The organism is Actinomycetota bacterium (assembly GCA_030019255.1).
GTDB lineage: Bacteria > Actinomycetota > Geothermincolia > Geothermincolales > RBG-13-55-18 > Solincola_A.
This window is the reverse complement of record JASEFK010000001.1, coordinates 290,000-303,052: the sequence shown is the minus strand read 5'-3', so window position 1 is coordinate 303,052 and position 13,053 is coordinate 290,000. Positions and strand designations below refer to the sequence as shown.

The following is a 13,053-nucleotide window of genomic DNA, read 5'->3' as shown; positions in this document are numbered from 1 at the left end:
TTCATCTCCACCTCTTGCGCAGTATCTCGTAGAGGATGACCGCCGTGGCGGCGGCCACGTTGAGGGACTCGGCCCGGCCGGTGATAGGCACCCTCACCCGGCCGTCCGCCATCTCCTCCTCCTGCTCCGGAACCCCCCAGGCCTCGTTCCCCATCACCAGGGCCGTCCGCTCCGGCCATTCCACCTCCCAGACCACCGTGCCTTCCCGGGCATCGGCCACCACCAGGGCGTATCCGGCTTCCTTCAGCGACTTGAGCACCGTTTCCGCTTCCAGGCCCACGCATACCGGGAGGTGAAAGATGGAACCCGCCGTGCTGCGCACCGTCTTCGGGTTGTAGAGGTCCACGCTCTCGGAGCAGACGATCACTCCTCCCGCACCCGCGGCATCGGCGATGCGCACCATGGTTCCCAGGTTGCCGGGGTCCCGCACCCGGTCCGCCACCAGGAGCACGGGCGGCCCGTCGGCCAGGAATTCCTCCAGGGGCTGGTGCAACATGGGGCATACGGCGACCACTCCCTGGGGGGTGACCGTGGAGGTGAGAAGCTCCATGACCGCAGGGGCGGCCTGGAAACAGGGGACGTTCCTCTTTTGCAGGTAGTCGGAATAGGCTTCCAGGGCCCGCAGCCCCTTTTCATCGCAGATGATACATTCGGGAGGAAGGGAAGCCTCCAGGGATTCGGCCACCGCCTTCATTCCCTCGGCCAGGAACCGTCCCTCGCGGTAGCGGAAGGTACGCTTGAGCAGGCGGCGGTAACGCCTTATGCGTTCGTTCTTCGGGCTCTCTATGATTCCCGCCAGGCGAACCCCATCAGGCACTCGCCTCCTTCGCCTCCGTTTCGCTCTCCAGATGCTCCCTGGCTATCCTTACCAGCTCGGAGAAGGAGGCGGGATCGTTCACCGCCAGGTCCGCCAGCACCTTGCGGTTCACCTCTACCTCCGCCAGCTTCAACCCCCGGATGAAGCGGTTGTAGGACATGCCGTTCAACCGGGCGGCGGCGTTGATGCGGGTTATCCACAGCCGGCGGAAGTCCCTCTTCCTCGCCCGCCGATCTCGGTAGGCGTACTGCAGGGAATGCATGACCTGCTCGTGGGCGCTGCGGAAGGTGCGGCTGCGCGCCCCCCGATAGCCCTTGGCCATGGCCAAGATCTTCTTCCTTCTCTTCCTCCTGGCTACGGAGTGCCTGGTTCTGGACATGGTCCACCATCCCTTTCCAAATGAGATCGGGTAGAGGCCGCCGCCCCTCAGCCCAGCCGCAGGAGCTTCCTCACGTTGAAGGCATCGTGCGGAGAGACCTCCTGCTTCACGCGATAGGTGCGCTTTCGCCGGGAACTCTTCTTCACCAGCAGGTGGCTTCCGTATCCCTTCCGTCGCCTTATCCTGCCGCTCCCGGTTATCTCGAAGCGCTTGGCGGCGCCCCTGTGGGTCTTCATCTTGGGCATGTTCTCCTCACTTCCTTCTTCCTATATCTCTCATCCGTTCCGGGGGCACGAGGGCTCATCCCTTCCTGGCCGGATTCACCGGGGCCAGGATCATCTGCATGTTCCTCCCCTCCAGCTTGGGCTCCGACTCTACGGTGCCCAGCTCGGACACCTCCTCGGCTAGCTGCTGGAGGAGCCCCAAGCCCTTCTCGGTGTGGGTCATCTCCCTTCCCCGGAACATCACCGTGACCTTCACCTTGTGGCCGGCCTTCAGGAACCTCTCGATGTGCCTCTTCTTTATCTCGTAGTCATGGCGGTCTATCTTGGGGCGCATCTTCATCTCCTTGAAGCTGACCACGGCCTGCTTCTTGCGCGCCTCCTTCATCTTCACGGTCTGCTCGTAGCGGTACTTCCCGTAGTCCATGATCTTGCAGACCGGGGGATCCGCCAGGGGGGCCACCTCCACCAGGTCCAGGTCCATCTCCTCGGCCAGGCGCAGGGCTTCCTGCAGCGGCTTTATCCCTATCTGTTTTCCGTCCGGTCCCACCACCCGGACTTCCCTGGCCCGGATCCCGTCGTTCACGCGCACGTGTTTTTCTATAGGACATCCCTCCCGCGCCAAACGAAAAGGATAGCGGTTTCCCCGCTATCCACGGGCTCTCCCAAACCCTGTGAGCCGGTGGCCCAGGGTGAGAAGCGAAACCGCTTCTACTTGCATCTTCTGTTGTTCGAGGCAAAAGTATAGTTTATCCTTTCCCCCAAGGCAACAGGCATTTAGCCCCGGGTCATGAAAAATCCGAAGGCGTACTTCCTGGACCGGGAACCAAGCGCCTGCCTTCACCAGGAACACGGGGAGGATCCACGGAGATCGGCTTGGAATGCATCCGGATGAGGCGCATTCTCCTCTTTTTCCCGTAAGGGGAGTAAGCGTAGTAGGTGTAGCCGGAGAGGGGGTGCCGGCGCTTTACGATCCCGATTCGCCCGTCCCCTCCCGTCCCGTCTCCGCCTTCACCGGATTCGCCCCATCCCATAAGGGTACGGTGAACTTGAAGGTGGTGCCCTTCCCCTTCTCGCTCTCCGCCCACATCCTGCCCCCCTGGGCGGTGATCAACTCCCGGGATATGGAAAGACCCAGCCCGGTACCGCTCTGGTGACGCGTGGACGAGGAATCCACCTGGTAGAACTTGTCAAATATCCTGGGCAGGTCCTGGGGGGATATACCGATACCGGTGTCCTCCACCTCCACCAGGCATTCACCGTCCATCTCCCGGGCCCGCATGTGAACCTTGCCCCCGGAAGGGGTGAACTTCAGGGCGTTGTGGATAAGGTTGGTGAAGACCTGTCTCAGGCGCTCCGGGTCCCCGGCGACGGGCGGGAGCCCTTCGGGCATCTCCAGGTACACCTCCACTCCCTTCTCGCGGGCAAGGTTCTCCAGCCCGATCATCACTCCCTCCGCCACCCCGCGCAGGTCCACCTTCTCCCTGCGCACCTCGATTATCCCTGCCTCGATCCTGGACAGGTCCAGCAGGTCCTCGATGATCTTGGTCAGGGATTCCGTCTGCTGAAGCACTATCTCCAGGTAACGGCGCTGCTTCTCGTTCACCGGCCCCACCCTGCCGGCATCCAGCAGGCGCACGAAACCCTTGATGGAGGTCAGGGGCGTCTTGAGTTCATGGGACACCATGGAGATGAAGTTGGACTTCATGCGGTCCAGCTCCACGAAATCGGTCACGTCGTGGAGGATGACCACCGCCCCGATGACACCGCCCGTTGAATCGCGGAGCGGAAGCCACATTACCTGGAAATATATGGCGCTCTCGGCCTTGAGGACCATCTCGTTCTTCACCTGCCGGCCCTCGAGCAACACCGAGCGAAGGGCCTCCTCCAGCCCGACCTCCCGGAACTCGACCTCTCCTTCCGCCCGCCTCAAGGTCCTCCCTATGGGCTCCTCCGGGGCTCCAGTCCACAGCCCGAAGAGGCGCAAGGCGGTGGGGTTGGCCAGCACCACCTTCCCTTCGCGGTCCAGCACCAGGAGGGCGTCGGTCAGGCTGTTGATGATGGTCTCGATCTTGCTCTTGTCCTCCAGGGTGGTCCTGTACAGCCCGGCCTTCTCCAGGGCCAGCGCCGCCTCGCTGGCCAGGGTGAGCAGGACCCGCGCGTCGTCGTCGTCGTAGGCCTCTTCCAGCCGCGAGAGGCAGGCCAGGACCCCGATCACACTGCTGCTGGCGAAAAGGGGCACGCAGATCATGGAGGAGAAACCCACCTCCCTCATGTAAGGGTCGAAACGGGGATCCTCGTCGGCCCGGGTGATGGTCACCGGAAGGACGGCCGAGGCGGCCACGTACAGGGGGTTGGCCTCCGGGGGATGGGAGAGGAAGGCCTCGCCGTCCCGGAGGTTTCGGGAGGAACGCAACCGAAGGACCTCCCCTCCCTCGTAAAGGCAGACCAGCATGGCGTCGGCGGGGACCAGGTTGCCCGCCTTCTCCTCCAGGACCTCGATTATCTCCTCCGGGTTCAGGGTGGAAGCGAAGCGGATGGAGGCCGCGTAGAGCTCGGAGAGTTCGCGGTTCTTGCGGTCCGCCCGGTCGATGATGTCCGAAAGTTTTTTCTTTTCCCTTTCCTGCTCCCTGGCCTTGCTGATGACGAAGAAGCCGCTGAGGGCGATGAGGAAATACACCGGCACGGACATGGCCATCTCCTTCAGGGTGGCGAGATCCATCCTCTCGTAGAGGAAGGGCGCGAAGTAGACGGCGGAGGTTACGGCGGTGAAAAGCAGGGTCTCCAGGAGGTCGAAGTAAGCGGAGGAGAAGATGATCACGGTCAGGTAAAGCAGGGACAGGCCGCTCCGGCTTCCTCCCGTGAGGTAGACCATCATGGCCACCAGGGCGTCGGTGGCCAGGAGCAGGAGGGAGAAGGCCCAGGGATGGTATCCCTCGTAGGGGAAGAAGCGGTGTCCCAGGTAGACGACGATGGACATGGCCACGAACCAGGGGAACACGGGCGAGGTGTTGCGCTCCGAATAGGGAAGGACGAAGAGCATGGTGGCCACCACGATGGTCAACCAAAAGAGGGAGGCCACGAAACGGGTGGAGGTCAGAAGGAGCCGGACCTCCACCCGTCCCACGTGACCCCCTCTCCGCGCCAGGGGCCGCAGGGCCATGCGTCTTCCTTGCACCGTCCTAACCTCCGCTTTCGGCGCCACGCTCCGGGTCACTCCCTTCTTTCCAGCCGGCGCCGGGCAACGGGCCGGAGGCGGCCCACCAACCAGGAGCCGCCGGGCGGGATCTCCGAGGCGTTCCTTCCGCCGTTCCCCTGGCCCGGCTTCCCCGCGCCCCCGGCTCGCGCTCCCCGTTCCGCTCCGCAGCCGGGTCCACTACGCTCCGGATTCGTCCCTCCTTCCGCCCCGCCGGGGATCAGTCCCGGCGGCGCCGGTCGAAGATGAAGTTGCTACCCGGCATGGTCTTCACGTATTTCTTAAGCTCGGCGGCGATCTGGGCCACCTTTCCCGGGTGGTCCAGTTCCCGGTAGGTGTTGTGCACCACGGCTATGCTTATGGACATGATGGGAAAACGCTGCACGTTACCCCGCCGGTCCGTGCTCACGATGTACCCCCTCTCCCGGTCCTCATCCTCGTAGTGGCAGGGGATACGGGAATCAAAGAGGCGGATTATCTCCTGGGAGATCAGGGGAGCCCTCTCCATCTCGGTGACCACGATGAAGTCGTCCCCACCTATGTGGCCCACGAAGTCGCTCTCCTCCCCGTACTTGTCCAGGGCCTCCAGAATGCACTGGGCGGTCATCTTGATGACCTCGCTCCCGGCCACGAAGCCGTAACGGTCGTTGTAGGCCTTGAAGTCGTCGAGGTCCACGTAACATACGGCAAACTTGCACCTCTTCAGGATACGGTCCTCGATGACCTCCTCGATGGCCCGGTTGCCGGGCAGTCCGGTCAGGGGGCTGGCCTCACCGTCGCGGATGGACCTCCTGAGGTGCATGTTGATGCGGGCCTCCAGCTCCAGGGGATCGAAGGGCTTGGTGATGTAATCGTCGGCGCCCGTCTCCATGCCCCTGATCTTGTCCTCGAGCATCCCTTTGGCGGTAAGGAGGATGATGGGAATGTGGCTGGTGAGAAGTTCGTTCCGCAGGCGGAGGCACACCTCCAGCCCGTCCAGGTCGGGCATCATCACGTCCAGGACCACGATGTCCGGTCTCTCCCGCTCGCAGAGCTCGAGGGCCTCCTTCCCGTCCCGCGCCTCCAGGGGGTGGAAGCGTTCGGTGTTCAGCGTCTCCACGATGAGTTCGCGAATGTTGGGGTCGTCGTCCACCACCAGCACCTTGAACTTCCTCCCCCCATCCTGGTCCCGGGAGGAATCGCCCCTCAGGATTTCATCGAACAAAACTCCGTCACCTCCCCATGCCGCCCGTTTCCCGGGCCGCACCGGCCTTCTCCTCCGGCGTCCCCACCGCCGGCAGCCGCCCCCCGCTCCCATCCCCCCCTGGGGGCTCTTCCCTGGGGATGGGATCGCCGCCGTGCCTGTCCAGGATGCCCAGGAAGACCTCCACCACCCGAGGATCGAACTGGGTGCCCGCGTTGCGCACCAGCTCCCTTCGGGCCTCCTCCAGGGGAAGCGCCTTGCGGTAGGGACGGTCGGAGCGCATGGCCTCGAAGGCGTCGGCCACGGAGAGGATGCGGGCACAGAGGGGTATGTCCTCGCCCTTCAGCCCGTCCGGGTACCCCTTCCCGTCATAACGCTCGTGATGGTGGAGGATGATGGGCCTGGGTTCCTGGAGGAATTCCACCGGCTCCACGATGCTGTCCCCCAGGATGGGGTGGGTCTTCACGTGGGTGTATTCCTCCTTGGTCAAGGCTCCCGGCTTGTTGAGCACCCTCCCGGCGATGCCTATCTTGCCGATGTCATGCAGGGTGGCGGCATACTTCAGCTTCTGCTTCTCCCTCTCGTCGAGACCCATGGCCTCGGCGATCATCAGGGCGTAGGTGGTCACCCTCTCCGAATGTCCCCGGGTGTAGGGGTCCTTCACCTCGATGGCCTTGGCCAGGGCCTGCACGGTGGAGAAATAACCCCGCTCTATATCCGCGTACAGGGAGGCGTTCTCCACCGCCAGGGAGGCCTGGGCGGCCACGGCCTCCGCCAGCTGTCTTTCCTCCCAGGCCTCCTCCTCATCCAGGCGACCGGTGTGAAAGAGGGCCAGAAAGCCGACCGTCTCGCCCCGCGCGCGCAGCGGCTGCAGGAGTACCTCCTCCACCCCGTGCTCGGCGAGGATGTTCCCGGAGAGGAGATTCCCCACCTCCCCGACCGGAAGGGTGACCGCCCTTCCTTCCTCGAGGGCCCGCCTTCCTTCCTCGCCAAGGTCGGCAAGGCTGACGCTGTCGCCCCTATCCCGTCCCCTCGCGAACTCCTCGATGAACCCCCGCCAGGCCCGGGGACGGAAAACGCCGTTCTCGCCCAGGTAGGCGGCGCACAGGGTCACCGGGCAGACCTCCACCACCATCCCCACCACGCGGTTTAGGATCTCCTCCAGGTCCAGGGTGGAGCCGACCACCCTGGCTATCTCCAGGAGGGCCAGAGTCTCCCGGATCTTTCTCTGCTCGCGCTCGTGCAGCCGGGCGTTCTCCAGGGCCACGGCCAGCCGCCCGGCGAACCTTTCCGCCGTTTCCAGATCCAGGAAACCGCCGTCCCCCGGCCCCTTCGACATGACGCGCCCTAGGAGGAGCCCCCCGGTGACCCGTTTCCGCACCACCAGGGGAACCAGGGCGCCTCCCTCCCATCCCTCCCCCAGCTTCCGTCCCCCGCATTCCTCCAGCAGCCCGACGCTTATCGTCCCGCGCCCCTCCAGGAAGCGAGCGGCCGCCTCCCCGTCCAGCTCGACCGGGCCGGCTATACCGGCCGTATCACCGGCCACGGGGACCATGTGGCCTCCACGGTCCAACTCCAGTAGCGCAGCCCTCTCCAGGCCCAGCAACGTTTTCAGGCGCTCCAGCCCCTCCCTGGCCAGGGTCAGGGGATCGACCACCGCAGCCAGGGTATCCGGGAAGTCTTCGATCTGCCGCCACTTCTCCGCCATGAACCGCAGCCTGCGCTCGCAGCCTCGGAGGCAGGCCTCCAGGAAAAGGCACTTTACCTCCAGGAGCGCCTTTTCCACTTTCAGGCGCGCCTCGGTGGAGGAAAGGACCTTCATCTCCTCCCGGAGTGAAACCTCGGCCTGCGCGCGGAGCTCTTCCATCCACTCCCGGGCCCCGGGATCCCGTCTCGTCCATTCTTCCACCAGGGAGGCGAGCTCCTCCGGACGCCCTTCATCTCCGCTCAGGCGTGCCCGGACCAGCTCCATGTACCGGGCCAGGAAGAGCTCGGATGCCGATTCCCGGGCACGGACCCCGCCGAGGTCAGGAAGGGCGCATTCCGGCTGGATGGCCTTCCGCATCTCGTCTTCAGGTTCACGCGCCTTTTCCCAGGTGAGTTCGCTCGCCAATCCCGTCCTCCCGGGGGTCCTCGACCAAAAAAGGGCCGCCGTCTTCATTTATCGGCAGCATGATGCGCCCCTTTGAGCAGGGGGAGAGCACGCTCCGGGGAATCCGGGAAGGAGGAGCTGCACGGGGGACATCAAACCCCGCGAGGGTATCCACAGGAGGGAGAGAGGAGTGAAAGGCAGTGGTTGAGGCGGCGCTCGAACGCGGGTGAGCAGGAAAGGTAGTGAGAAAAGACCCTGGGCAACCTGGAGCCTCATGGGATGGAGCAGGACGGGGAAGATGCAGGAGGCTGAATCCAACTCGCAAGAAGAGGGTTACACAGCCTCTCGAAGGCCAGCCGCGGTAAATCTCTATCTCCAGCCTCGCATGGCGTATGAAGACGGCGCGGGAAGCCCGGGACGGCAGGGGATATGGCAGAGCAAGGCGTCATGGGGGTGGATATCCTTCCCTCACCCGGTCTCCCCAACCAGGCAGTTCCCAGGAACGGGGAAAGGTATCACGGGCCTGCTGGGCCGGATGCCCTGAGAACGTATTTCAGGAGGGGATCTCCTTGAGCAGGTTGGCCATCTCCACCGCAGTGAGCGCCGCCTGCCAACCCTTGTTGCCCTGCTTGGCGCCCGCCCTTTCCACCGCCTGCTCGATGCTGTCCGCGGTGATGATGCCGAAGGCGGCGGGGACCCCCTTCTCCAGGTTGACACGGGCTATTCCCTTGGAGACCTCCGCAGCCACGTACTCGAAATGCGGGGTGGAACCGCGGATCACCGCCCCCAGGCAGATGATGGCGTCGTACCTCCCGGACTCCGCCAGCCGGGAGGCCACCAGGGGGATCTCGAAGGAACCCGGCACCCAGGCCACGTCCACCAGGTCCATGTCCGCGTCGTGGCGCTTGAGGGCGTCCAGGGCGCCGTCCAGGAGCCGGGTGCTTATGAACTCGTTAAAGCGACTGACTACGATGGCGAACCTCAATCCCCTGGCCACCAGGTGGCCTTCGTAACTGGCCATATCCCTTTCTCCTTTCCTCGCTCGTTCCCTCAGATATCCAGAAGGTGGTTCAGCTTCTCCTTCTTTGCCTTCAGGTAGGCGTAATTCTCCTCGCAGGGCTCCACCACCAGAGGTATACGCTCCACCACCTTCAGGCCGTATCCCTCCAGCCCCACCCTCTTGGCCGGGTTGTTGGTCAGGAGGCGCATGGTGGTCAACCCCAGGTCCTGCAGTATCTGTGCGCCGATGCCGTAATCCCTGGCGTCGGGAGGGAATCCCAGCTCCAGGTTGGCCTCCACGGTATCCTTCCCCTCCTCCTGCAGCTCGTAGGCGCGCAGCTTGTGAGGAAGGCCGATCCCCCTCCCCTCATGCCCGATGATGTAGAGAAGCACCCCCCGCCCTTCCTCCTCTATCATCTGGAGGGCCTTGCGCAGCTGCAACCCGCAGTCGCAGCGCAGGGAACCGAACACATCCCCGGTCAGGCATTCCGAATGCACCCTTACCAGCACATTCTCCTGCCCAGCCACCTCGCCCTTCACCAGGGCCAGGTGGCACCTGCCGTCCACCAGGGACTCGTAGCCTATGGCCGTGAACTCGCCGTACTGGGTAGGCATGCGCACCTCGGCCACCCGGCGCACCAGCTTCTCCTTGCGGTTACGGTAGCGGATCAGGTCCTCGATGGTGATCATCTTCAGGCCGAAGCGCTTCTTTATCTCCACCAGCTGGGGCACGCGGGCCATGGTCCCGTCTTCGTTCATGATCTCGCAGATCACACCGGCGGGATACAGCCCGGCCAGGCGGGCCAGGTCTACCGCGGCCTCGGTGTGCCCGGCACGGCGCAGTACCCCGCCCTCCCGCGCCCTGAGGGGGAAGACGTGACCCGGCTTGGAGATGTCCTCCGGGCGGGTGTTGGGGTCCAGGACCGTTTTGATGGTGACCGCCCGGTCGTAGGCGGAGATGCCGGTGGTTATCTTCCCCTTGGCGCCGATGGACACCGTGAACGCCGTCTCGTGGGTGGAGGTGTTGTCGGCCACCATGGGGTGGATGTTCAACTCGTCCAGCCGGGAGGCGATGCAGGGCATGCAGATCAGGCCCCGGCCGTACTTGGCCATGAAGTTGATGGCCTCCGGGGTGACCTTCTCCGCGGCCATCACGAAATCGCCCTCGTTCTCCCGGTCCTCGTCGTCCACCACGATGATGATCCGGCCCGCCCGGATCTCCTCGATGGCCTCCTCTATGGTGTCGAAGGGTCTCTCCTCTCTTTCTTCCTCATCCGCGATCACGGTCTCGCTTTCCCTCTTCTCCATCGCCCGATTCCTCCTTCTCGTGCTTCATGGGGTCTCGATATCAGATGAAACCGCCTTCCACCAGCTTGCGGTAGAGATCTCCGCCCCCGGACCGCGCGTCCCCCTCCCCCGGCGAGGACATTCCCCGCTCCAGGTAGGAGCGCACGTACTTGGCGATGATGTCCACCTCCAGGTTCACCGCGTCCCCCACCCGGCGTCGTCCCAGGTTGGTGACCGCCAGGGTGTGGGGGATGACCGCCACGCTGAAGCTCGTCCCCCGCAGCCCGCTAACGGTGAGGCTTATACCGTCCACGGCCACCGATCCCTTCTCCACCAGGTAGACGGATATATCCTCGGGTGAGCCGATGAAGAAGGTGCGTCCCCTGCCCTCCTCCCGTATCTCCTCTATCCTGCCCACCCCGTCCACGTGCCCCTGCACCAGGTGCCCGCCCAGGCGGGAATCCAGGCGCAGGGCCCTCTCCAGGTTGACCACCTCCCCGTGGCGCAGGCCACCCAGGGTGCTCCGCTGCAGGCTCTCCGGGGAGACGTCCGCAGCGAAGGTGCCTTCACGGGTGTCCGTCACCGTAAGGCACACCCCGTTGACGGCCACCGACTCTCCCAATACCAGTTCCTTCCATAAACCTGGGCAGGAGATGCGCAGGGTCCCCCCCTGGAGGGAGAATGCGGCCTCGACTACCGTGCCCGTTTCCTCGATGATTCCCGTGAACATGGCTCAATCGCCTCCTCCCGCCGCCTCCGCACCTCCCGGCTTCACTACCTCCGCCTCCAGCAGGAGGTCCTCACCCACGCGCCTCTGGCGCGTCCACCGGAGGGGTAACCCCCGCGAGGGATCCTCCACCCGCAGCCCCTCCACCCAGGACCGGGCCTCGCGGTCACCGAAGACCCGGGGCGCCAGGAAGAGGGCCAGCCGGTCAGCCAGTCCCTCCCGCATAAAGGAGGCCAGGAGAGAGGGCCCTCCCTCCACCAGGAGGTGCGCTACCTCCGCCCTTCCCAGGGCCTTCAGGAGTTCCAGGAGGTCCACGCCTCCATCCGGGGAGGAATCAAGGACCCAGACCTCCACCCCCCGCCGGCGCAATTCCTCCGCCTTCGCCGCGTCGTGTTCCCGCGTGGTGGCCACCACCACCTTGGGGATGCCCCCGCGGGCCAGCTTGCGGTCCAGGCTCATGGAGAGGCGCGAGTCCACCACCACGCGCAGCGGGTGGTGGGCTCCCCGCAGGGGCACGTGCCGCACGGTCAGCTCCGGGTCATCGGCCTCTACGGTCCCCCGCCCCACAAGTACCGCGTCGCTGGCCCGCCTCATCTCGTGTACCAGGCGGCGGGCCGCCTTCCCGGTTATCCAGCGTGAAAGGCCACCCCGCGCGGCCACCTTGCCGTCCGCCGTCGCGGCCACCTTCAAGGTGACCAAGGGAAGGCCCGTGGTCACGTACTTTACGTAGGCCGCGTTCAGTTCCTCGCTCTCCTTCTGCAAAACGCCCGTAACGACCTCAACTCCTGCGGAGCGCAGCCTCTCGGCTCCGCCTCCCTTCACGCCGGGGTTGGGATCGGGGGCGGCGATCACCACCCGGGCCACCCCTGCCCGCAGCACCGCCTCCGTGCAGGGCGGCGTCCTCCCGTGGTGGTTGCAGGGCTCCAGGGTGACGTAGAGCGTCGAGCCAGCGGCCCTCTCGCCCGCCTCGGCCAAGGCCACCACCTCTGCGTGAGGGGTGAAGGGGCCGCGATGGTAACCCTTGCCCACCACCTTGCCGTCCCTGACCATCACCGCGCCCACCATGGGGTTGGGATGGGTCATGCCCCTACCCCGGGCTGCCAGGGACAGGGCCAGCCGCATGTACCTTACGTCCTCCTCAGTGCCTGGATGGGACACCGTTATGAATACACCTCCACCGGGGCCAGGTTCCCGGCCACACCTCCTCCCGGGTGAGGGTGGTTCCTTCTTCCTGCCGGCGCCTTCCCCTTCCTCCGTCACCCGCATGTCGTGGGAGCACAATAAAAGGCGCCGGGAGAAAACCCGGCGCCCGCTTGCGGACACCGCCAGGCCTTCTCCCATCCGGACTATCACCGTCGGTGCCGGAATTCCACCGGCTCTGCCCTGAGGCTCGCGGACTTTCACCGCCGGTCGGGATTTTCACCCTGCCCCGAAGACCTCGCTGGAAAAATTATATTTCCTTCCCGCCTTCTTGTCCATGAGGGATAGGGACTCAGTCGTCCAGGAGGCGGCGGATCTCCTCCGCCGCCCGGCGGGGATCGGGGGCCGCGTAGATGGAGGAGCCCACCACCACGATGTCCGCCCCCGCTTCCTTGACCCGGAGTAGGTTCTCGGTCTTCACCCCTCCATCCACCTCCACCTCCACCTCCAGGCCCAGGCGGGCTGCCTCCCTTTTGATCTCCCCCACCTTTTCCAGGGTCTCCGGTATCATGGCCTGGCCCCCGAAGCCCGGCATGACCGTCATGACCAGGACGTAATCGCAGAGCTCGAGGTACTCGAAAACGCGTTCCGCGGGAGTCTGCGGATTGATGACCATGCCGGCCCTCTTCCCGAAACCGCGGATCATTCCCAGAATTTCCCCGGGATACCTGGTCACCTCGGCGTGGAAGGAGATCCAGTCCGCCCCGGCCTCCACGAAATCCTCCACGAATTCGGCGGGGTGGGCGATCATCAGGTGCACGTCCAGGGGAAGCTGGGTGATCTCCCTCACCGCCCGCACCACCAGGGGGCCGAAGGTGATGTTGGGCACGAAGTTGCCGTCCATCACGTCCAGGTGGACCGCGTCCGCCAGCCCCTCGATGTAGGACACGGCCCCGCGAAGGTCGGCGAAGTCGGCGTTGAGGAGGGAGGGGGCCAGCTTAATTCCGGTCAC

12 protein-coding genes and 1 riboswitch are annotated in these 13,053 nt (G+C 64.9%); all 12 genes read right to left on the bottom strand.

Annotated elements, in window-relative coordinates; translation table 11 throughout:
- Position 1: 1 nt before the first annotated feature.
- Positions 2–817, bottom strand: coding sequence for an RNA methyltransferase (locus tag QME84_01425; GenBank protein ID MDI6872935.1), 816 nt, complete (start codon positions 815–817; stop codon positions 2–4).
- On the bottom strand, positions 810–1,196 hold the full coding sequence (gene rplT, locus QME84_01420; protein ID MDI6872934.1) for a 50S ribosomal protein L20: 387 nt from the start codon (positions 1,194–1,196) through the stop codon (positions 810–812). Before rplT ends, QME84_01425 begins: the two co-directional genes overlap by 8 nt.
- 47 nt (positions 1,197–1,243) lie before the next feature.
- Positions 1,244–1,441 carry a 50S ribosomal protein L35 gene (rpmI, locus tag QME84_01415; GenBank protein ID MDI6872933.1) on the bottom strand — a complete coding sequence of 66 codons (198 nt, stop codon included), beginning with the start codon at positions 1,439–1,441 and terminating at the stop codon, positions 1,244–1,246.
- Positions 1,442–1,496: 55 nt separating this feature from the next.
- Positions 1,497–2,042 carry a translation initiation factor IF-3 gene (gene infC, locus QME84_01410; protein MDI6872932.1) on the bottom strand — a complete coding sequence of 182 codons (546 nt, stop codon included), beginning with the start codon at positions 2,040–2,042 and terminating at the stop codon, positions 1,497–1,499.
- Positions 2,043–2,384: 342 nt separating this feature from the next.
- Complete coding sequence (locus tag QME84_01405; protein MDI6872931.1) at positions 2,385–4,595, bottom strand: ATP-binding protein; 2,211 nt, start codon at positions 4,593–4,595, stop codon at positions 2,385–2,387.
- A gap of 238 nt (positions 4,596–4,833) precedes the next feature.
- Entirely contained in the window at positions 4,834–5,817 is a 984-nt protein-coding gene (locus QME84_01400) for a response regulator (protein MDI6872930.1), read from the bottom strand.
- A 7-nt stretch (positions 5,818–5,824) separates the two neighbouring features.
- A complete protein-coding gene (locus QME84_01395) occupies positions 5,825–7,909 on the bottom strand; it encodes an HD domain-containing protein (GenBank protein ID MDI6872929.1) in 2,085 nt (694 codons plus the stop codon).
- A gap of 532 nt (positions 7,910–8,441) precedes the next feature.
- Complete coding sequence (ribE, locus tag QME84_01390; GenBank protein ID MDI6872928.1) at positions 8,442–8,909, bottom strand: 6,7-dimethyl-8-ribityllumazine synthase; 468 nt, start codon at positions 8,907–8,909, stop codon at positions 8,442–8,444.
- A gap of 29 nt (positions 8,910–8,938) precedes the next feature.
- The gene (locus QME84_01385) at positions 8,939–10,195 is read right to left on the bottom strand and encodes a bifunctional 3,4-dihydroxy-2-butanone-4-phosphate synthase/GTP cyclohydrolase II (protein ID MDI6872927.1); all 1,257 of its coding nucleotides are present in this window, start codon (positions 10,193–10,195) and stop codon (positions 8,939–8,941) included.
- 40 nt (positions 10,196–10,235) lie between these two features.
- A complete protein-coding gene (locus QME84_01380) occupies positions 10,236–10,904 on the bottom strand; it encodes a riboflavin synthase (GenBank protein MDI6872926.1) in 669 nt (222 codons plus the stop codon).
- 3 nt (positions 10,905–10,907) lie between these two features.
- Positions 10,908–12,059 (bottom strand): bifunctional diaminohydroxyphosphoribosylaminopyrimidine deaminase/5-amino-6-(5-phosphoribosylamino)uracil reductase RibD, encoded by a 1,152-nt coding sequence (gene ribD, locus QME84_01375; protein ID MDI6872925.1) that lies wholly within the window; start codon positions 12,057–12,059, stop codon positions 10,908–10,910.
- A gap of 167 nt (positions 12,060–12,226) precedes the next feature.
- Positions 12,227–12,342, bottom strand: a riboswitch (FMN riboswitch).
- A gap of 51 nt (positions 12,343–12,393) precedes the next feature.
- Entirely contained in the window at positions 12,394–13,053 is a 660-nt protein-coding gene (rpe, locus tag QME84_01370) for a ribulose-phosphate 3-epimerase (protein MDI6872924.1), read from the bottom strand.

Excerpts from the sequence above, each read along its gene's own strand:
- rplT (MDI6872934.1), bottom strand. The coding sequence starts at position 1,196 with ATGTCCAGAACCAGGCACTCCGTAGCCAGGAGGAAGAGAAGGAAGAAG.
- QME84_01385 (MDI6872927.1), bottom strand. The coding sequence starts at position 10,195 with ATGGAGAAGAGGGAAAGCGAGACCGTGATCGCGGATGAGGAAGAAAGA.
- QME84_01380 (MDI6872926.1), bottom strand. The coding sequence starts at position 10,904 with ATGTTCACGGGAATCATCGAGGAAACGGGCACGGTAGTCGAGGCCGCA.
- rpmI (MDI6872933.1), bottom strand. The coding sequence starts at position 1,441 with ATGCCCAAGATGAAGACCCACAGGGGCGCCGCCAAGCGCTTCGAGATA.
- ribE (MDI6872928.1), bottom strand. The coding sequence starts at position 8,909 with ATGGCCAGTTACGAAGGCCACCTGGTGGCCAGGGGATTGAGGTTCGCC.